16 protein-coding genes are annotated in these 18,119 nt (G+C 50.6%); 3 read left to right on the top strand and 13 right to left on the bottom strand.

Annotated features, from left to right (window positions below; translation table 11 throughout):
• Positions 1 to 20 precede the first annotated feature (20 nt).
• Positions 21 to 1,586: an S-layer homology domain-containing protein gene (locus R70331_RS31365; RefSeq protein ID WP_081947808.1), complete on the top strand. Its 1,566-nt coding sequence runs from the start codon at positions 21 to 23 to the stop codon at positions 1,584 to 1,586.
• A gap of 687 nt (positions 1,587 to 2,273) precedes the next feature.
• Here the strand turns inward: R70331_RS31365 and R70331_RS32255 are convergent.
• From R70331_RS32255 to R70331_RS29945, 5 genes are all read right to left on the bottom strand, one after another.
• Positions 2,274 to 2,360: a hypothetical protein gene (locus tag R70331_RS32255; RefSeq protein WP_231576536.1), complete on the bottom strand. Its 87-nt coding sequence runs from the start codon at positions 2,358 to 2,360 to the stop codon at positions 2,274 to 2,276.
• Between the two features lie 50 nt (positions 2,361 to 2,410).
• A complete protein-coding gene (locus R70331_RS29930) occupies positions 2,411 to 2,995 on the bottom strand; it encodes a hypothetical protein (RefSeq protein ID WP_042181849.1) in 585 nt (194 codons plus the stop codon).
• A gap of 12 nt (positions 2,996 to 3,007) precedes the next feature.
• On the bottom strand, positions 3,008 to 3,589 hold the full coding sequence (locus R70331_RS29935) for a TetR/AcrR family transcriptional regulator (protein ID WP_042181851.1): 582 nt from the start codon (positions 3,587 to 3,589) through the stop codon (positions 3,008 to 3,010).
• A 300-nt stretch (positions 3,590 to 3,889) separates the two neighbouring features.
• Entirely contained in the window at positions 3,890 to 4,369 is a 480-nt protein-coding gene (gene rlmH / locus R70331_RS29940) for a 23S rRNA (pseudouridine(1915)-N(3))-methyltransferase RlmH (RefSeq protein ID WP_042183497.1), read from the bottom strand.
• Between the two features lie 926 nt (positions 4,370 to 5,295).
• Complete coding sequence (locus R70331_RS29945; RefSeq protein ID WP_042181853.1) at positions 5,296 to 5,637, bottom strand: ArsR/SmtB family transcription factor; 342 nt, start codon at positions 5,635 to 5,637, stop codon at positions 5,296 to 5,298.
• Between the two features lie 135 nt (positions 5,638 to 5,772).
• Here R70331_RS29945 and R70331_RS29950 point away from each other — a divergent pair, with 135 nt between their 5' ends.
• Complete coding sequence (locus R70331_RS29950; RefSeq protein ID WP_081947809.1) at positions 5,773 to 7,236, top strand: MFS transporter; 1,464 nt, start codon at positions 5,773 to 5,775, stop codon at positions 7,234 to 7,236.
• 120 nt (positions 7,237 to 7,356) lie between these two features.
• Here R70331_RS29950 and R70331_RS31375 read toward each other — a convergent pair whose 3' ends face one another.
• Entirely contained in the window at positions 7,357 to 7,524 is a 168-nt protein-coding gene (locus tag R70331_RS31375) for a CxxH/CxxC protein (protein ID WP_066377900.1), read from the bottom strand.
• A gap of 102 nt (positions 7,525 to 7,626) precedes the next feature.
• Positions 7,627 to 9,405 carry a M3 family oligoendopeptidase gene (locus R70331_RS29955; RefSeq protein WP_042181858.1) on the bottom strand — a complete coding sequence of 593 codons (1,779 nt, stop codon included), beginning with the start codon at positions 9,403 to 9,405 and terminating at the stop codon, positions 7,627 to 7,629.
• 168 nt (positions 9,406 to 9,573) lie between these two features.
• Here R70331_RS29955 and R70331_RS29960 point away from each other — a divergent pair, with 168 nt between their 5' ends.
• Positions 9,574 to 10,911: a DUF2252 domain-containing protein gene (locus tag R70331_RS29960; protein WP_042181860.1), complete on the top strand. Its 1,338-nt coding sequence runs from the start codon at positions 9,574 to 9,576 to the stop codon at positions 10,909 to 10,911.
• 64 nt (positions 10,912 to 10,975) lie between these two features.
• Here the strand turns inward: R70331_RS29960 and cydC are convergent, their stop codons facing one another.
• From cydC to R70331_RS29990, 6 genes are all read right to left on the bottom strand, one after another.
• Positions 10,976 to 12,772 carry a thiol reductant ABC exporter subunit CydC gene (gene cydC / locus R70331_RS29965; protein WP_042181862.1) on the bottom strand — a complete coding sequence of 599 codons (1,797 nt, stop codon included), beginning with the start codon at positions 12,770 to 12,772 and terminating at the stop codon, positions 10,976 to 10,978.
• Complete coding sequence (gene cydD, locus R70331_RS29970) at positions 12,769 to 14,526, bottom strand: thiol reductant ABC exporter subunit CydD (RefSeq protein ID WP_042181864.1); 1,758 nt, start codon at positions 14,524 to 14,526, stop codon at positions 12,769 to 12,771. Before cydD ends, cydC begins: the two co-directional genes overlap by 4 nt.
• A complete protein-coding gene (cydB, locus tag R70331_RS29975; RefSeq protein WP_042181869.1) occupies positions 14,526 to 15,542 on the bottom strand; it encodes a cytochrome d ubiquinol oxidase subunit II in 1,017 nt (338 codons plus the stop codon). Before cydB ends, cydD begins: the two co-directional genes overlap by 1 nt.
• A complete protein-coding gene (locus tag R70331_RS29980; protein WP_042181871.1) occupies positions 15,529 to 16,935 on the bottom strand; it encodes a cytochrome ubiquinol oxidase subunit I in 1,407 nt (468 codons plus the stop codon). The genes cydB and R70331_RS29980 overlap by 14 nt, the downstream gene beginning before the upstream one ends.
• Positions 16,936 to 17,158: 223 nt before the next feature.
• Entirely contained in the window at positions 17,159 to 17,389 is a 231-nt protein-coding gene (locus tag R70331_RS29985) for a cold-shock protein (protein ID WP_042181873.1), read from the bottom strand.
• A 219-nt stretch (positions 17,390 to 17,608) separates the two neighbouring features.
• Positions 17,609 to 17,809 (bottom strand): cold-shock protein, encoded by a 201-nt coding sequence (locus R70331_RS29990; RefSeq protein WP_039878010.1) that lies wholly within the window; start codon positions 17,807 to 17,809, stop codon positions 17,609 to 17,611.
• Positions 17,810 to 18,119 lie beyond the last annotated feature (310 nt).

Consider the following 18,119-nt stretch of genomic DNA (forward strand, 5'->3'; position numbering starts at 1 on the left):
AAATTAAGGAGCGTTGTTCTATGAAAAGGAAAGTTTCAAAATGGATTCTTCTATCGTTAGTAGCTTGCTTACTCATTCCAAGTGTGGTTTCTGCAGCAGAAGATACTTCGTTACCTACAAAGACTTCTAAAGATTTCACAGATTTAGCAGGTCAGGACGCGGCTCTTCTTGCCAAAATTGATGCATTGCTAGCCAAGGGATACATGGAAGGTAATGGCACCGACAAATTTGATATTACGGGAAACATGACGCGTGCGGAATCTGCTAAACTTGTAGCTAAAATTTTTGACTTACCCGTCCAGTCAGGAGCCAATTCGTCCTTTAAAGATGTGGATGATACGGATGCTTCTTCGGCTTGGGCAATTCCGTTTATTGAAGCGGCAAAAAAAGCTGGAATCATTAATGGCATGACGGACACCACATTTGCACCAAAGGATAACGTAACTACTGGGCAGCTGGCTACAATGCTAGTTAAGGGGTTTGGTAAAAATTCCGAGGTGCAAACGACGACTCCATGGTACCAGGGTTACTTAGATGTTGCCAAGGTGAGCGGGATTGATCTAGGCGACAATGGAGCCAAGCTTGCTACTCGCGCCGATCTTGTAGTCGGATCCTATGCAGCAACAGAAGCTATAGACAAAGCTAAAGCTGAAGCATCAGGAACAACAGCAACGCCAACACCAGTACCAACAGCAACGCCAACACCAGTACCAACAGCAACACCAGTACCAGCAGCAGCAGCAACACCAGTACCAACACCAACACCAACACCAACACCAACACCAACACCAACACCAACACCAACACCAACACCAACACCAACACCAACACCAACACCAACACCAACACCAACACCAACACCAACACCAACACCAACGCCAACACCAACACCAACACCAACACCAACACCGACGCCAACGCCAACACCAACACCAACACCAACACCGACGCCAACACCAACACCAACACCAACACCGACGCCAACGCCAACACCAACACCAACACCGACGCCAACACCAACACCAACACCAACACCAACACCAACACCAACACCGACGCCAACACCAACACCAACACCGACGCCAACACCAACACCAACACCAACACCGACGCCAACGCCAACACCAATGACTCCACAAGCCGCGTTGGAAGCGATTAATGCTTACTATGGCCAGCCAGAGCCAAATGTCGATGCGCCTGACGAATCCATATTTGACATTGCTGGAGTAACAGGTGTCACTCAGTCGAACTTAATCTATATTGATTATGCATTGAGCACGGACGCGAAATCTCCATGGACCGTAACTGAAATTCAAGCGATAGTTAATGAAGTTCGTGCTGGACTAGCGTTGACAGAGATCAGTAATTACTTTTGGGATCCTGGATATGCCCCTAAGCCTGACGCAACAACATTTGCCGTTGCAGGGATAACGGGAGTGACCGCTAACAACTTAGACCAAGTCTTGGAAGCCATTGGGTATGCCCATGATCACAGATATGAATATAACCCGCCGTTTTCTTTAACTAACAGCAATCAGCTCCAAGCTGTCGTTAACGATTTGTTGGAATACAATGAATTAAACTAGAATAATAGCGGCGTAAGGGAGGTGATCCCTACGCCGCTATTTTCTTAATAAATTTGATCTTTAGGTTTGATTGGGATGGCGGTACCTGGGGACAGCGCCTGCCACGGATTTATTTCGCCATACTTATGATACGGTTCACCGCGTATTACTAGATGGTAAAAGAGGTACATCAGAAAACCAAAACACAATTTCTTTTATGTCTTTTCTATCCGGTTCGACTTCTATCATACTTCTAGTAGATCTCGACAATCTTACTTTACCAAACGAAGCGGTGTTTTTCTATGTCGGCAAGATCCTTACTTAAACCGACTCCACCTTAAACCCCAGCTTGGGGTCAACGTGGCTCAGTAACATAATTACGCAACCTTCGCAGCTCAAATCTTTACACAAACCCTTGATGTAGCTAGGAAATTAGAGAGTGTAACTTTTCGATTTCACGTGCATACGCATCCCTAACATAGAATTACTATTCCCATTAAGACAATATAATGACCGTCTAGCACTTGTCTCAGAACATAGAAATAAAAAGGTTAGAGCGCCTCTCAAAACAACCGAAGCTCTCATTTTTCGCCCTACTTATGATAAGGTTCCCCCCGATGTCTGTAACGGCAAGTTTCAAGTCCATCCCCTGCACTGGATGAATCTAAATCACAGCACTTTTCTGCTTCTTAACCGCTCTCGGTAAGTTCATATTTGACATGCAGCGGTACGTTTGGATAAAGGGGTACAAGTGACGATCCCCTTCTCCTCTAATAAACGCAAGCGGTCTGTCAAAGTTTTCGGACTGATGAGCTTCAGCTTGCGGTGCAGTTCCCCAACTCAGGTTAGATTGTCTTCAAGTAATCAGACAGTGGCTGTTGGTTCCAGATTTGAGCTTCAATATATTCAATATAGGGGCCCATGCCTTCCCAAAGCGCAGTCCTCCCCTTATCTTCCGGAGCACCGTAAATACGCTCCAGACTATCCAAGTCAGAGAGGGTAAAGATTTTACCGTGATACTGGGATTGATAATGAGCAGATTCCTTGTCCATTCCAAGCCAGGAGGTGACCATACTATCCGGATACGTGAAGCTAATATCTCCGTGCGAAAAAATGGTAAGCGGAACACGCAGGCTGCTTAATTCAAGGAAGGACAAGTGTTCTTCCAACCAATGAGAGTAGCCGAGTACTGCATAGAGTGGATAGTTTTCCTTGGGTTCTCCTCCCTTTGCTATAAATTCATTCTTCACCCAATGTTCAACCTGTCTTCTGTTATTCATATATTGAGCCGGCTCCTTGAATCTATCAGCTAATGGGTTATCCTCATACAGCGACTCCATAACGGCAATCGCTTCTGCATCGCATAATGCGGATAAGCTGCGGAACGGCGGGTCACCTAGTCTGTAATAATGCGTCAGATATGTAATCATGATTGTTCCTCCTTAATGACTACCCCAGCCTTGTGCACTACGCTTCAGTACATGATACATTTCCTCCAGCATGACTATCGCCTCGTCAATGGTCAGTTCGTGCGAATTCATATGGATCATGACCCCAATTCCTAGCCAATACGCCGAAAGCTTCTTAAATAGTTCCCTAGCCTTGGTTATGTTCATCGTACATAGCTGTGGGTCGAGCTGTAAGAACGCATTATAGATCTCCTCCGTAATGATGTCATTATTGTTCCTGGTGTATTCACTGCTGTAATCGGACAAAAACAATAAACGAAAAAGCTGCTTCTCGGATTGAGCAAAAAGCAAACAACCAACCGCCAAGTTCATAGCAGACTCATTTTTTTTATTGTTGTAGCTTTTGATCTCTACTAAAGCGTAATCGACAGCACGTCTGAAAACATCCTCTTTGACCTCTTCCATGCTCCTGTACAATCGGTATACCGGTTGAGTAGAGCATTTCAGTTTTAGAGCGATATTTCTGGCTGTCAGTATCTCGAATCCCTCTTGTCTGGTCAACTCAAACGCCGCATTAGAAACCTGCTCTTTAGTGACCTCTGCTTTTGGAGGCATTTTTCCAACTCCCCATACAATAAGTATATAAAATAACAAACGTTATATAACGTACGTTATTATTGTTTCAGCAAAAAGTCAATATGATTTTTTTGTTTTCTTATTCCGGTTAATACAGCAGCAGAGCAGCGCTTCTTACGGTAAGATACAGAAGTTCTGGTATCTTATTGTTTCGTACAACAAACAAACTCGCAAAAGCCTGTTTACGCAACCTTTTACATGGAACGTGATCCAATCTCAGTCCATGGTTGGCATGCTGTAGATACAGGCTCCTGCGAGTTTTTCTTCAAAAAACTTGCCTCATTTATGATACGGTTCTCCGCGATTTATCTTCACCGCGCGATAAATCTGCTCCACCAGCACCAGCCGCATGAGCTGATGGGGCAGCGTCATGCGGCCGAAGCTCATGCGCTGCTGGGCGCGGCGCATCACGTCATCGGAGAGGCCATGGCTGCCTCCGATGATGAATACGACATGGCTCGTCCCGTAGGTGCCGAGCCGGTCGATTTCCGCGGCAAGCTCCTCGGAGCTCCAGAGCTTGCCGTCAATCGCGAGCGCAATGACATGCGCATCGCTCTTAATGTGCGCGAGGATCCGCTCGCCCTCGCGCGTTTTGACCTGGACAACCTCAGCATCGCTGAGATTGTCCGGTGCCTTTTCATCCGCCACCTCAATCACCTGGAACTTGAGATATGGCGTCAGCCGCTTGGCATACTCTGCGATGCCGCTGACTAAATATTTTTCCTTCAATTTGCCTACGCCAATAATTTGAATGAACATGATATCCTCCATATTGCCCGCCTGAAAGCCGGCTGCTGCTCGTTAATTTGAATTTATAATATAAGAGGGCAGCTTTGAACGGCCTGCTCCGCTTTAGTTCGTCCGGTAATAAGTACATAAATACAGCAATAACCACTACGGCCAAGACTGCAAAAGCAATCACGCCGGTCATCAACGACCCGCCGGATGACTCTTGTGCCTGTTCTTGTGCTCTTCGTTTGTCTGCCTCTTTCCCGGGAGCATTCATGCTGCAAAGGTTGCATAGACACATTACACCGGCTCCTCTATGACCAAGCTTACCATATCCCAACGCAGCTGTTTAATAGTACGAACACTTTATATGTATGAATTGCTAAACGGTGCTCAGCTGATCTGTGCCTGGCTGCCGCTTAAGTGAGGGGTCTGCAGCATTTAGTTGGATTTTCGCCATGTAATTCCACCTTTTTCTAAAATTTATACTCATTAGGTGGACAATCGCCACTTATTTTAGCCAAAATCACCGACCGGAGCAAAATATGAGAAATTAAGTTTCGTTTTTCCACCTAATATCTTCTCAACTACAGTCAGACTAGTAAATAGTTTGCCTTTTTCCACTTAGATTAGTCATGGGTAGCCTGTAAGGTTACTTTCATTCACTCATTAAGCAGATGGTCACCCCAACTGCACACTCTCAGCTCCCCTTCTGCCCCAAAGCCCCAATGCCCCGTATCCTCCAATCACATTGTGCAGCTCATCCCGCCCCCCCCCGCCAAACATCCAAATACAAAAAGACCCTGCTGCCGCAGAGTCCTGTATCCTATATTACTCCAGACACAAAGCCCGGCAGCCGGTATCCCTTTACATTACAGCAACTATTACTAATCTTACTTTTTACTCTCTACTCTTCACTCATTAATCTGTCCTGCTTACTCTTTACTCTTCACCCTTCACTCTTCCATCTTCTCCACAAACGCTGCTGCCTCACCGGCCTCATACGCCTCTAGTATCGAATCCAGCACCCCCGGAAACCGTACATTCAAGTCCTCTTCCCGCAGTGACAAAATGCGCTGGGTGCCCTGTGCCCGTGTGTGCACAACACCTGATTCGCGCAGGGTGCGGGCGTGATGGGACAAGGTGGACTTGGCGATCGGTACCTTAAAGCTGTTGCAGGCCTGCTCGCCGTGCTTGCGGATTTCCGACACAACATATAAACGGATCGGATCGCTAAGCGCATACAAAACAGAAGCAAGCTGTATGTCCTTACGGTCCGGATGATGGAGCAGCTTCATATATAAGACCCCTTCATAAATAGAGATGATTATTTTGCATCTTCCTAATTGCATTTTACATCTTTGCATGCTATATTTCAATTGTTCGTAAGTAATCGAACTATTAAACAATAGAAACAAAGGAGTGACACCCCCTTGGACTCATTACATACATCTAACGGTACTGCGGACAAAGGCAGCAGTACTTATAAGCCTGGCCCTAATCCTAGCTCTAATTTTGGCTCTAACCCTGCCACCCCAGAACCCTCCCTCCCCCGAGAAGGCCTGCTGACCCTGCTGTTCAGCGTCGCCGTCGTACTGGTCATCATGAATACAGCGATGTTCAATCTGGCGCTGCCGGATGTAACTGAGACGTTCGGCATTACAGCGGCATCCGCATCCTGGATTGTAACCGGGTATTCCATTATGTTCTCAATTGCATCCATCACGTACAGCCGGCTGTCTGATTTCCTGCCGATCCGCCGGCTGCTGATTATCGGCCTGCTGACGCTGGGGCTATCCGCAGTGGCCGGCTTCTTCAGCACTAACTTTATCTTCCTGCTGATCGTACGGATTCTGCAGGCATCCGGTGCAGGAGCCGTTATGTCGCTGTCACTCGTCCTGTTCACCCGCTATGTTCCGCAGGCCCGCCGCGGCAAAGCCATGGCAACCATTATGTCCGCCGTTTCGCTCGGGCTGGGGCTTGGTCCGGTAGCGGGCGGCTCGATCGTTGAGTATCTGGGCTGGCACTGGCTGTTCGCGGTTACGGCAGCAATCCTGCTGCTGGTGCCGCTGTTTATGGTGCTGCTTCCTAAGGAAGTGCCTGCCCGCGGCTCGTTCGACATCCTGGGCGGAGTGTTCCTCGGGATCGGCACCACCGGGCTGCTGCTGTTCCTGACCAGCGGCTTATGGATTGCCCTGATCGCCGGAATCGCCGCAATTGCCCTGTTCGTTGGCCGTATCCGCAGCACACCTGATCCGTTCGTGATGCCCGCGCTGTTCGCTAACCGCTCATATCTTGTGCTTGCCCTGGTCGGAGTCGCCTCCTACCTGTGCAGCTTCGCTACCCTGTTCCTGCTGCCGCAGATTTTGACCCACCGCTTCGGGTTCACTGCCAGTCATGCCGGGCTGGTGATTTTCCCGGGCTCACTGCTGGCGATCTTCGTCTCCCGTGCCGTCGGGCGGGTCATTGACCGCTACGGCAACGCCGGAATCCTGCGTTATGCACCGCTGCTGGTACTGCTGGCTACCGTGCTCTTTGCCCTCCTGGCCGGTCAGTCCTGGGTTGCTGTTATGCTCGTTTACATGATTATGAGCCTATCCTTCACCGTACTGTCGAGCAGCGTATCCAATGAAATCTCGCGCATCCTGCCATCCTCGCAGATCGGCTCAGGCATGGGACTGTTCCAGCTGCTGCAGTTCTTCAGCGGGGCATTTAGTGTAGCTATGGCTGCCAGTGCCTTGGAGTGGCAAAAAGGCCTGCCGCTCTCTACAGCCTACTCCAACATCTACTGGGGACTGTCTGTTGCTGCGATCATTGCAATTGCCTCAGCGTTCGTCTACCACCGCAGCAGCCGGGGCAGCCGGCTTACCCAAATAGCAGACGCGGCAGACGCCTAAAGGCCTGCTGCCCTTCCAATGATATGCCGATAGCTTTGTCCTAAAACCCAGCACACCAAAACACCCTACAGTCCGCTTTCACGGCTGCAGGGTGTTCTTTTGAATACATGACAGCAGTCCTCAGACCACCAGATATTCCGCATTTTTCTCACATTCCGCACATTTCGCCGGCGGGTCCCAGTCCGAGAACTCAGTCTCCTTCAGATCCACCACATCCGGTGCATCCTCGTACTCGTCCACAAATCTGTCGATGGCCAGCTCAACATGTTCTTTACATACTACATACATTCAATCAAGCATCCCTTTCTGTGCCGCTGCGGTGTATACTTCTACTATTGTTCTACCACACTTCCACGTAAAAAGGAACCTTCCGCCGCGCAAAAACCTGTCTTACTCGGCTTCCATAAATTTCTCAACATCTCCGGCAATCACCTGGATCGCATCCTGCCAAAAGGCCAAAGAATGTACGTCAATATCCATCAGCCTGGCAGCCCCGGCAATATTCCGTGTGCTGGAGGCTGAGAGAAACTGCTCATACCGGCTGACGAACGCCTGACCCTGCTTTTTATACTGCGCATATAGCCCCTTGGAGAACAGCAGGCCGAACGAGTACGGGAAGTTAAGAAATTCATTGCCTGCCATATAATATCCGGCCTTGCTGATCCATTGGTAGGGATGGATTGACTCCGGCAATATACTTTCGCCATAAGCAGCCTCCATCGACTCCAGCATCAGCCCGTTTAGCTCATCTACCGAAAGATTACCCGATTGTCTGCGCTCATACAGTCTGCTCTCAAAGCAGTAACGTGCATAGAAATCGATAATATAATACCCGGCATCCGCCAGGTTCCGCTCCAGAATGGCCTCTGCTTCAGCAGCAGGAGCGCTCTGCAGCAGCTCACCGCTGATTAGGCTCTCGCAAAAAATCGACGCCGTCTCGGCAACCGGCACCGGATAATCTGTATTGACCATACTCTGCCCGGCAAGCCGGCTGCTGTGGTAAGCATGTCCAATCTCATGCGCAAGCACGCTCACATCGATATAATTGCCGTGGAAGCTGGTAATCATCCGGCTCTCCCCGACCGGGAAGATATCAACGCACATCCCGAAGCTGCCTTTACCGCTGCGCGGCTCGGCATCGATCCATCGCTGGGCGAACACCTTTTGTGCAAAAGCGCCCAGCTCCGGGCTGAAGCTGCTGAAGCCGGAGACAATCATCGCCTGCGCCTGCTCATAGGTGATCACACCTGACGATTCCCTGCCGGCAGGCGCGAATACATCATAGAACGGGAGCGCACCGGAGTATCCCAGCAGCTCTGCCTTCTTTTTATAATAGCGGTGGAACACCGGCAGACTCTCCCGGATAGCCTGCAGCATCACTTCAAGCGTAGCTTCATCCATCCGCGAAGCTTCCAGCACCTTATGCAGCGGTGATGTATATCCCCGCAGCTCATAGACTGCCGCCGCTTCACCGGACACGGCATTAATACAGGCGGCACTCAGCGCAGCTACACTCCGGCAGGCTTCACCCTCGGCTGCTGCCGCTGCTTTGCGTACGGCTGCGTCCGCATCATAGGCCAGATTCCGCAGCTCAGCCAGCGACACACTTCGGCTCTTTTCGTCCAGCTCGAGCTCTGTCCGCAGCGTAGACAGCGTCCGCATATACAGCCGCTCCCACGCCTTCGAGCCGTTAGCCTGCATCCGGGCAATGACTGCCTCGCCTTCTGCACTCAGCAGATGCTGCGATTTCGCCTGCAGCTCACGCAGATAAAAGCTATGCTCCGCAAGGTAAGCATTACCTCCCAGGCTGGCCTCCAGATCCTCCGAGCTGACCCGGGCCAGCCACTTACTGAAGCTCACCCGGGCTTCCTCCGCCCCGATGCTGAGCTCCTCAAGCTCATCCATCAGATTGATGGCCTCCGCATTGCCGCTGTCTGCGCTGAAGATCAGCTCTGCATAGCTGAACAAGCGGAGGTAAATGCTTTTATAAGCGTTATATTGTTTAAGGAACTGCTCCATTACTTCAGAGGCAACCTGTCTATCCAGTAGCTGTGAGGCTGCCCAAGCTGCAAGCTTCCCGGCCATTGTCTCTACAAGCCTGCGGTCCTGCCGGAAAGACTCCGACTGAAAGCCGGGATAGATGCTGCTCAAATCCCATGTTAACTGCATTTTTTAACATCTCCTTATATTAGCTGCAGTAACCGCTGCTTCTCACATGCTTCCACCTCATTCATTCTATTTTCACGGGTTAAGTTGCTTTAAGTATATCACGCTTGCCAAATTGCTAGTCTATGGAAATAATAGATTTAGTTATATTAGCCCGAAAGGAGCATCACCATGGTTAACCAGACGATTACCGAAGGGGTTATCCGCACACGCACCAAGCTGCGCAAAGACCTGCTGATTTCCATTTTAGATGAATTTGACGGCAGTATTATGGCCTTAAGCCACGTTGACCGGGCAGAGAAATACAGCAAAATGGCGCAGAGCGCCTTTTCCTTTTACCGCGGCAGCGCCTATCTGTTTTATTTTGATACGACCAGGCAGTATTTCCCGTACCACAGCGCACCGGAGCGTCCAACCTGGATTCAGGGGGATTTGCATTTTGAGAATTTTGGCGCTTTCCGCAGCGAGGACGGGGATATTGTCTATGATGTGAATGATTTTGACGAGGGATATGTTGGCTCTTATCTCTATGATCTGCTGCGTATGGCAGTTAGTATTGCCCTTGTCGGCAGGCAGTTAGGTTATAGCGGGGCAGAGCAGCAGAGCTTCGTTTCTGATTATGCAAAAGCCTATGCGCGGCAGATCCGCCGCTTCTGTCAGGGTAAGGATGATCCTGCTGATTATGCTGTAGACGAGAATAACGCTAAGGGCCCGGTCAAAAAGCTGCTGCGCAAGCTGGAAAAACGCCGGCAGAGCCACTTTCTGGAGAAGGTTACCGCCCATATGCAGAGCAGCAGAGTATTCCTTGAGAACGCTGAGCTGCTGATTCCGGAGGCTGAAGAGCAGGCGCAGCTGGAGCAGTCCTGGAGCTTTTATACACAGACGGTGGCAGCGCGTAAGCTGCAGGACGGGCATTTCCGGATCAAGGATATTGCCGTCAAACATGGTTCAGGGACAGCATCAATCGGTCTCGACCGCTATTATATTCTGATTGAGGGCGGCATGGAGCAGGAAGGTGCAGATGATCCCGTTCTGGAGGTAAAAGAGGTCCGCGCCCCCGTCCCGGCTTACTTCATGCCGTATTCGGAATCCTTCTGGCAGGCCTTCGCCCATCAGGGCAAACGGGTGACCGCTACCCAGCAGGCGATGCATCACAAGGCTGACCCTTATCTCGGATTCCTGACTATAAACGGCCGGGAATTCTACGTCAGAGAACGTTCTCCCTACAAAAAAAGACTGAAGCTGGAGGACATCACGGATGCCGGTGAACTGACCAAGGTACTTGAGCTAATGGGCAGCCTGACCGCCAAAATGCACGCCCGCGCCGATGCGGATGTCGACAAGGGAATCCTCGACTATCATAGCGAGCATGAGATTTCCAGAGCCATGGGGCCTGATCAGGAAGGCTTCGCCCGTTATATTGCCGAATGGGCCTTCGGCTATGCCAATCAGGTGGAGAAGGACTATACCATGTTCAAGGATTGGGTAACCGCAGAATTCGGTCTGTAGATTCATGCACAAAAAGAAGCTCGCCTCCCCAATCCGGGAAGGATGAGCTTCTTTTTGTATCATGCTATGCCTGTTCCGGGGCGTCTGCATCCATGAACTGAACCGGCCGGTCCAGCTCGTACAGCTTGCGGTAACGCGGCTCACGCTCCATTAGCTCGGCGTGAGTGCCGCGCATCTCTACCCGGCCGTCTTCCATAAAGATAACCTCATCCATCTGCTCTGCACCGACCAGATGATGTGTAACCCAGATCAGCGTTTTGCCGGCCATCGCCTCGAACATGGTCGCCAGCAGCTCGCGCTCTGTCCGCGGATCAAGACCTACCGTCGGCTCATCAAGCACGACAACCGGCGTATTCTGCAGCAGAATCCGGGCGAGGGCCATCCGCTGGCGCTCGCCGCCGGAGAAGCGCTGCCCGGCTTCGCGTACCGGAGTGTTGTATCCTTCCGGCAGCGAAGAGATCAGCGTATCCAGCTTCGCCAGCGCTGCGGCCTTACGGATACTCTCCTCAGATGCCTCAGGATCACCGAGCCGGATATTATTCGCTACCGTAGTGTCGAACAGGTGCGGGCTCTGGTTCAGCACGGCAATCAGCTGCGGAATCTGCTCACCGTAGGCCGAAGCATCCACTCCGTTAATGGTCACTGAACCGGCGGCAGGAGCAATAACACCCTGAACCATCTTCAGCAGCGTCGATTTACCTGCCCCGCTGCGGCCGATAACCGCAATTTTCCGGCCCTGCGGAAGGTCAAGGCTCAGATTCTGCACCGACCAGGCAGCATCTGCAGTGTAGCGGTAGCCGGCAGACTTTAATTCAATACGAGCCTGTCCGGCAGCCAGAATTCCCCGGGCCTGTGCTGCGGCCTTGGCATTTACAGCCTCATAAGCTGCCGGGGTTATTACAGCTCCTTTCGCCTCTTCTACACCATTCAGGCGCTCCAAAGAATTTCGGTACTGCGGGATTTTCTCGACAGCTTCAGACACCGGCAGAAAGGCGTCGGCAACCGGAAAGACTACCAGCACGAACGCAGCAATCAATGTACCGGCGATGGCGCCGTCTGCAAATTCTCCAGCCGACCAGTACAGCATCGACAGTACGGCAACGCCCACTACAGCCTGCCCGATGAACATCCGCAGGCGTGCCCAGCTGCGCAGCGCCCCGTCCGTGCGTGCAACCTCCCGCTCATCTGCCTCATAGGTGGCCACGAACTGGGCCTGCCGTCCGCTGATCATCCAGTCGCCCATGCCGAGCACGGCATCGGTCAGCTTCTGGTAGAGCCGGTTGCGTTCCTGCTTGACCTGCCGCTGGCGTCTTTGCGTGAACAGCAGCGAGATCAGCGGCAGGACAACTACCAGTACCAGCATATACAATCCCATCAGTAGGGCAAACACCAAATCGAAGGTACCCAGGGTAATGATTGCTGCTGCATAAATCAGCAGAGCAATAATACTCGGGAACACGGTGCGCAGATACACGTTCTGCAGGTATTCAATATCATCAGCCAGCATACCGAGAATATCACCTGTCCGGAAGCGCGAGGACAGAAATAACGCCTGCGGCTCCAGGATGTTGTACAGCCTGATACGCATCTTGGACAGAATGCGCAGAATTGTATCATGTCCGACCAGACGCTCCACATAGTGAATGACTGCACGGCTTGTCCCGAAGGTACGTACACCGACAATCGGCACGTAGACCATCAGAATATTTTCGGGCGGGATGGATGACTTGGAGATCAGGAATCCCGAGGTGTACATCAGAGACGAAGCTGAGAAGATCGTCAGCGCCCCCAGAATGATAATCAGCAGAAACCGCCAAAAGTAGCTGGAAGCATAGGGAGCAAACCATCCTTCACGTTTCAATGGATTCCCTCCAGTTGGCTTTGAATAAGCCCGTAATAAGCACCCCGGCGCTGAATCAGCTCACGGTGTGTGCCGGCTTCAGCCACCTTGCCCTGCTGCATAACGATAATTAGATCCATATCCATCATCCAGTGCAGCCGGTGGGTCGCCAGGAATACCAGCTTCCCCTCAAACAGCGGAAGCATCGTTTCTTTAAGCTCATATTCCGTCTCAATATCAAGATGGGCTGTAGGTTCATCGAGCAGCATAACCGGACGGCTGCTGAGCAGTGCCCGGGCAAGCGCAATGCGCTGCTCCTGCCCCCCGCTGACCGACCGTCCTCCGCTGCCGATCATTTCGTTTAATCCGCCCGGTAATGACGAGACAAGCTGTGATAACCCTGCAGCCTTAACAACTGCAGCTACATCCTCAAGCGTTGCCTCCGGGTAATAGAACCGCACATTATCAGCCAGCGTTCCGCTGAAGATGTAAGGCCGCTGCGGAATATATGCTGTCTGTTTACGCCACTCCTCGTCCGTAAGCGCACTGACACGGTTTCCGTTAATAACCAGACTCCCTGAGGTCGGGTGCAGGAACCCGCCCAGAATATCGACCAGCGTCGACTTACCGGCACCGCTCTCCCCGATAATTCCAATCTTTGCAGCACTAGCGAAGGCAAGGTTTACCTCTGCCAGTGACGAAATGCCGTCTGCTTCATACTGGACACCAATACCCTCAAGGACCAGAGTACTGCCAGGCTTCCAGTTAAATCCCCCCGTCTGGAGCGGCTTGTTTGCTGTATGCCCTTCAGCCGTGAGCGGCTCAGCCTTCACCGTCTCACGGTCAATGATGTCCTTCATCGCTTCACCGGCCTCCTTGCCGTCCAGCGTAGCATGGAAGTCAGCGCCCACCAGCCGGACCGGCAGGAAATATTCCGGTGCCAGAATCAGAATAGTCAGCCCGGTAACCAGGGTCATCTCTTCATTAATCAGCCGCAGGCCGAGGCTTACAGCGACTGAAGCGACAGATAACATAGTGAAGAAGTCAAGCGCAAACGATGACAGAAACGCGACACGAAGGGTGCGCATCGTTGCTGAGCGGTACCGGTCGCTGACTGTGGCAATACTTCCGCTGTGACTGCGGCTGCGCCCGAGGAACTTCAACGTCTCCAGCCCGCGCAGGGAATCGACGAAATGATTGGACAGTGTCCGGTAGGACTTCAGCTGGCGGTCCATCTGCTTGCGCGCCGTCATTCCGATCAGAATCATAAATATAATAATGATCGGCATTGTTAAGGTTAGAATGATCCCGCTCGATGTATCAAGCATGAAGATATAAGCCAGCAGCAGCCATGGTGTAACGCCCATGCCTACCATTCTTGGAATAATCAGCTCCAGATAGGTGCGGAACTTGGTCACACCCTCCAGCACGATCGTAACCAGCGTACCTGTTCCCCGGTCGCCCGCCAGCCTTGGTCCCAGCTGGAACAGCTTATCCATCATTTGTCTCCGCATGCTGCTGCCGGTAGTCTCCGCGAAGCGGTAGGAGACACGGCTCATCAGCATGGCGCAGGCATGGCGCACAAGAAACGCAAGAAGGAACAAGAGCATTCTTGCCCCTTGTTCCTTCAGCGGTTCTCCCGCAAACAGCGCCGAGACAGCTTCAGCCAGCGACTTAGCCAGCAGAAGAATGGACAGGCTTTGCACCAGGGTAAGGAAGCCTACGATCAGAAAGACCGGCTTAACTCCTTTATACCCAAGCAAATTTTTATCCATTAGTATTCAAGATGCTCCTTCTCGTGAACCCGTTTGTGGAAAATAAAGTAACTCCAGATCTGATAACCAAGCACGAACGGCAGCAGGGTCAGCGCGACAATGGTCATCACCTTCAGCGAATACTGGCCGGATGCGGCATTGGTGATCGTCAGGCTGAATGCTTCGTCAATAGAGCTGATCATCACACGCGGGAACAGTCCTACGAAGACGGACAGTACAGACAGTGCCATTACAGCACCCGTCATTCCGAACGCCCAGCCGTCTTTCTTCTTGCTCATGAAATAACCGGACAGTACAAAAGCGGCAACTCCTCCTACTACGAGAATCATCAGCAAGGTTCCGCGCTGCTCAAAGATATCGGTCATGAAATAAGTCATAACAACAAAAGCAGTCAGCAGTGCCGCCAGCGGAATCAGCAGTGTCCGGCCCAGCTTGCGGGCCCGCACCTGCAGATCGCCAACCGTGCGAAGTGTAGTGAACATCAGTCCGTGCACCAGGCAGAGCATAACGACTGTAAGTCCTGCTACTACTGTATAAGGATTAACGATATCGAAGAATCCGGCATACATCTGCATGTCGCCGTCAATCGGCAGCCCTTTGATGAAGCTCGCGAAGACCACTGCCAGCAGGAACGGCGGCAGGAAGCTGCCGAAGAAGATGCAGACATCCCAGGTTTTTTTCCAGACTTGCGAATCGCGTTTGCCTCTGAATTCAAAGGCGACACCGCGGGCGATCAGCGCCAGCAGAGCGAATACAAACGGAATATAGAATCCGCTGAACAGTGTTGCATACCAGTTCGGGAAGGCGGCGAACATGGCTCCGGCTCCCGTCAGCAGCCATACTTCATTCGCATCCCAGAAAGGGCCGATCGAGTTAATCAGCAGCCGGCGTTCTGTATCATTTTTAGCCAGAATCTGAGTTTCCATGCCGACGCCGAAGTCAAAGCCCTCAAGGAAGAAGAACCCGATAAACAGAACCGCAATCAGCACAAACCATAATTCATTAAGAGAAAGCATGCGTGGTTCCCTCCTTGCTATACGGGTCATGGTCTACGCCGTGATCGTTATCCATGTTATAAGGGCCCTTTTTAATTACTTTAATGAACAATCCAACCAGAACAATGCCCAGAATGGCATAAATAGCGTTAAACGTAATCACCGAGAACAGAACGGAGCCTGCAGAAACGTTAGGCGATACACTGTCTTCTGTCGTCATCAGGCCGAATACGGTCCATGGCTGACGTCCGATTTCTGTCATAATCCAGCCTGCCGTATTGGCGATAGGCGGAAGCAGCAGCCCCCAGAACATGAAGCGCAGGAACCAGGTGTTTGGACGCTCCATCTTTTTACGCCACATCAGGTACATCGCATACAGGCCAAACACTACCATCAGTGAGCCGGCGGCAACCATAATCCGGAAGCTCCAGAATGTAGTCCGTACAGGCGGAATATAATTGCCCGGTCCATACGCCTCTTCATATTCAGCCTGCAGCGTATTCATCCCTTTAACATCACCGGAGAATTTACTGTAGGACAGGAAGCTGAGCAGGTATGGAATTTTGATTTCGCCCGAGTTCACTTTATTGACCGGATCAATAAAAGCGGAAACCGTCCACGCCGCAGGATCACCGCTGTCCTCCCAAAGACCTTCGGAGGCCGCCATCTTCATTGGCTGTGTCTCTACCAGATATTGTGCCTGGGCATGACCGGCAACAGCAACACCTACAGAGGATACAATCCCGACGATGGCTGCAATTTCAAAGGATCTTCTGAAGAACGGCACATCCTGCTTCTTCAGCATTTTATAAGCACTGATCCCTGTTACCAGGAACGCACCTGTTGCATATGCAGCCAGCAGGGTATGCGGCAATTCAACAAGCAGTTGTCCGTTAGTAATCAGAGCCAGAAAATCATTCATCTCAGCCCGGCCGTTATTAATCTCGAACCCGACAGGGTGCTGCATAAACGAGTTAGCTGTGAGAATCCAGAACGCCGACAGCGTTGTTCCCAGTGCCACCATCCAGATGGACAGCAGGTGAATCTTCTTGGAAACCTTGTCCCAGCCGAAGATCCAGATTCCGATAAAGGTTGATTCCAGGAAGAAGGCAAGCAGTGCTTCAATTGCCAGCGGAGCTCCGAACACATCACCTACAAAGCGGGAATAGTCAGACCAGTTCATTCCGAACTGGAACTCCTGTAGAATTCCTGTTACTACACCTACTGCAAAGTTAATAAGGAAAAGCTTCCCCCAGAACTGTGCCATTCTTTTGTACTCTTCGTTGCCCTTTCTGACATACATCGTCTCCATGATCGCAATCATCAGAGCCAGGCCAATCGATACCGGTACAAAGAAATAATGAAAGATCGTCGTCGACGCAAATTGTATACGCGACAGCATTACTATATCCATATTTCTCCCCTTCCCTCTCCCCATTCAATACGTCTATTCTGTCAAAAATGAAGGGATTAAAGTGTGACATATATCACATTAAAGGCCGGGTTTTGCGCAAAACTTTAATAAATTTGTGACAAATATCACAATATTCGAGTTAGAAAGCAAAAAAAATAAGACGGTTTCACCGTCTTGGATTTGTTCATCATTCTATTTTAGATTGACTTATAAAAGGTGATGGTTAGGTAATGGAAATACCCTTCTTCAGTGATTTCAGATCGCCGTTGGAATTCACCAATTGCGGCAGCATCTTCATATTACGTGCCATCGGAGCATGACAGAGGGGGCAAGAAGGCGCATGTTCAAATGCGAAATTGTCCCTCATCCATCCATTACAGTCATCATTGGTGCAGGCCCAGATTGCGGTATTCTCTTCCGGTATTTCCTCGACAGGCTTTTTCCGGTAGTTCATTGCCATTCCTCCCTTCCTAATATGCCACATGCCTAGACAACAAGTAAAAAAGCATCTAACGATGCTCTTACAGGTTGCTGACTGACAAATCCTTTGTTACAGAACGTGTGCCCAGCATTATTCTGCTTAGATCAGGTGACTAGACAAGGATGAACTTACATCTGATCTTATAAAAAAAGACCGCCCCGACTTACGTAAGCAGGGACGGCGCTTCTATTATTACAGTTTTACAACGTTTTCGGCTTGTGGTCCACGGTTGCCTTGAACAACGTTGAATTCAACGCGTTGGCCTTCGTCCAAAGTTTTGAATCCTTCGCCAGTGATAGCGGAGAAGTGTACGAATACGTCGCTTCCGCCTTCAACTTCGATGAATCCGAATCCTTTTTCTGCGTTGAACCATTTAACTGTACCTGTTTGCATGTGTGTTACCTCCACAAATTTAAATTAATATGTTCTTTTTATCTTCAAACAAAGAAAAAATTCACACATTGAAAAGGGTTGTATTCCATTTGACAGCCCTTTTCAATACGAGAATTAGGTATCAGATGTATTAATATTTTCATGTTACCACACCCGCGAAACAAAGGCAAGCTGTTGTATCCGATTATCTCCGTATTTTCCCTTATAAGGTACACTTTCCAATGTAAGGGCTCCCAGAAGGGTTAAATTCTAACTTTTGAATCGGTATAGACCTTATTACCCCGGATATTTAGCTTTGAAACGAAAGAAA

It is taken from the genome of Paenibacillus sp. FSL R7-0331 (assembly GCF_000758645.1).
Taxonomy (GTDB): domain Bacteria; phylum Bacillota; class Bacilli; order Paenibacillales; family Paenibacillaceae; genus Paenibacillus_AQ; species Paenibacillus_AQ camerounensis.

What these genes read in the sequence shown, in the direction of transcription:
- R70331_RS31365 (WP_081947808.1), top strand. Translation starts at nt 21, where the DNA reads ATGAAAAGGAAAGTTTCAAAATGGATTCTTCTATCGTTAGTAGCTTGC.
- R70331_RS29985 (WP_042181873.1), bottom strand. Translation starts at nt 17,389, where the DNA reads ATGAACTACCGGAAAAAGCCTGTCGAGGAAATACCGGAAGAGAATACC.
- cydD (WP_042181864.1), bottom strand. Translation starts at nt 14,526, where the DNA reads ATGGATAAAAATTTGCTTGGGTATAAAGGAGTTAAGCCGGTCTTTCTG.
- R70331_RS29930 (WP_042181849.1), bottom strand. Translation starts at nt 2,995, where the DNA reads ATGATTACATATCTGACGCATTATTACAGACTAGGTGACCCGCCGTTC.
- R70331_RS29990 (WP_039878010.1), bottom strand. Translation starts at nt 17,809, where the DNA reads ATGCAAACAGGTACAGTTAAATGGTTCAACGCAGAAAAAGGATTCGGA.
- R70331_RS29980 (WP_042181871.1), bottom strand. Translation starts at nt 16,935, where the DNA reads ATGGATATAGTAATGCTGTCGCGTATACAATTTGCGTCGACGACGATC.
- R70331_RS31375 (WP_066377900.1), bottom strand. Translation starts at nt 7,524, where the DNA reads ATGTATGTAGTATGTAAAGAACATGTTGAGCTGGCCATCGACAGATTT.
- rlmH (WP_042183497.1), bottom strand. Translation starts at nt 4,369, where the DNA reads ATGTTCATTCAAATTATTGGCGTAGGCAAATTGAAGGAAAAATATTTA.
- R70331_RS29960 (WP_042181860.1), top strand. Translation starts at nt 9,574, where the DNA reads ATGGTTAACCAGACGATTACCGAAGGGGTTATCCGCACACGCACCAAG.
- R70331_RS29955 (WP_042181858.1), bottom strand. Translation starts at nt 9,405, where the DNA reads ATGCAGTTAACATGGGATTTGAGCAGCATCTATCCCGGCTTTCAGTCG.
- R70331_RS29945 (WP_042181853.1), bottom strand. Translation starts at nt 5,637, where the DNA reads ATGAAGCTGCTCCATCATCCGGACCGTAAGGACATACAGCTTGCTTCT.
- R70331_RS29935 (WP_042181851.1), bottom strand. Translation starts at nt 3,589, where the DNA reads ATGCCTCCAAAAGCAGAGGTCACTAAAGAGCAGGTTTCTAATGCGGCG.
- cydB (WP_042181869.1), bottom strand. Translation starts at nt 15,542, where the DNA reads ATGCTTTCTCTTAATGAATTATGGTTTGTGCTGATTGCGGTTCTGTTT.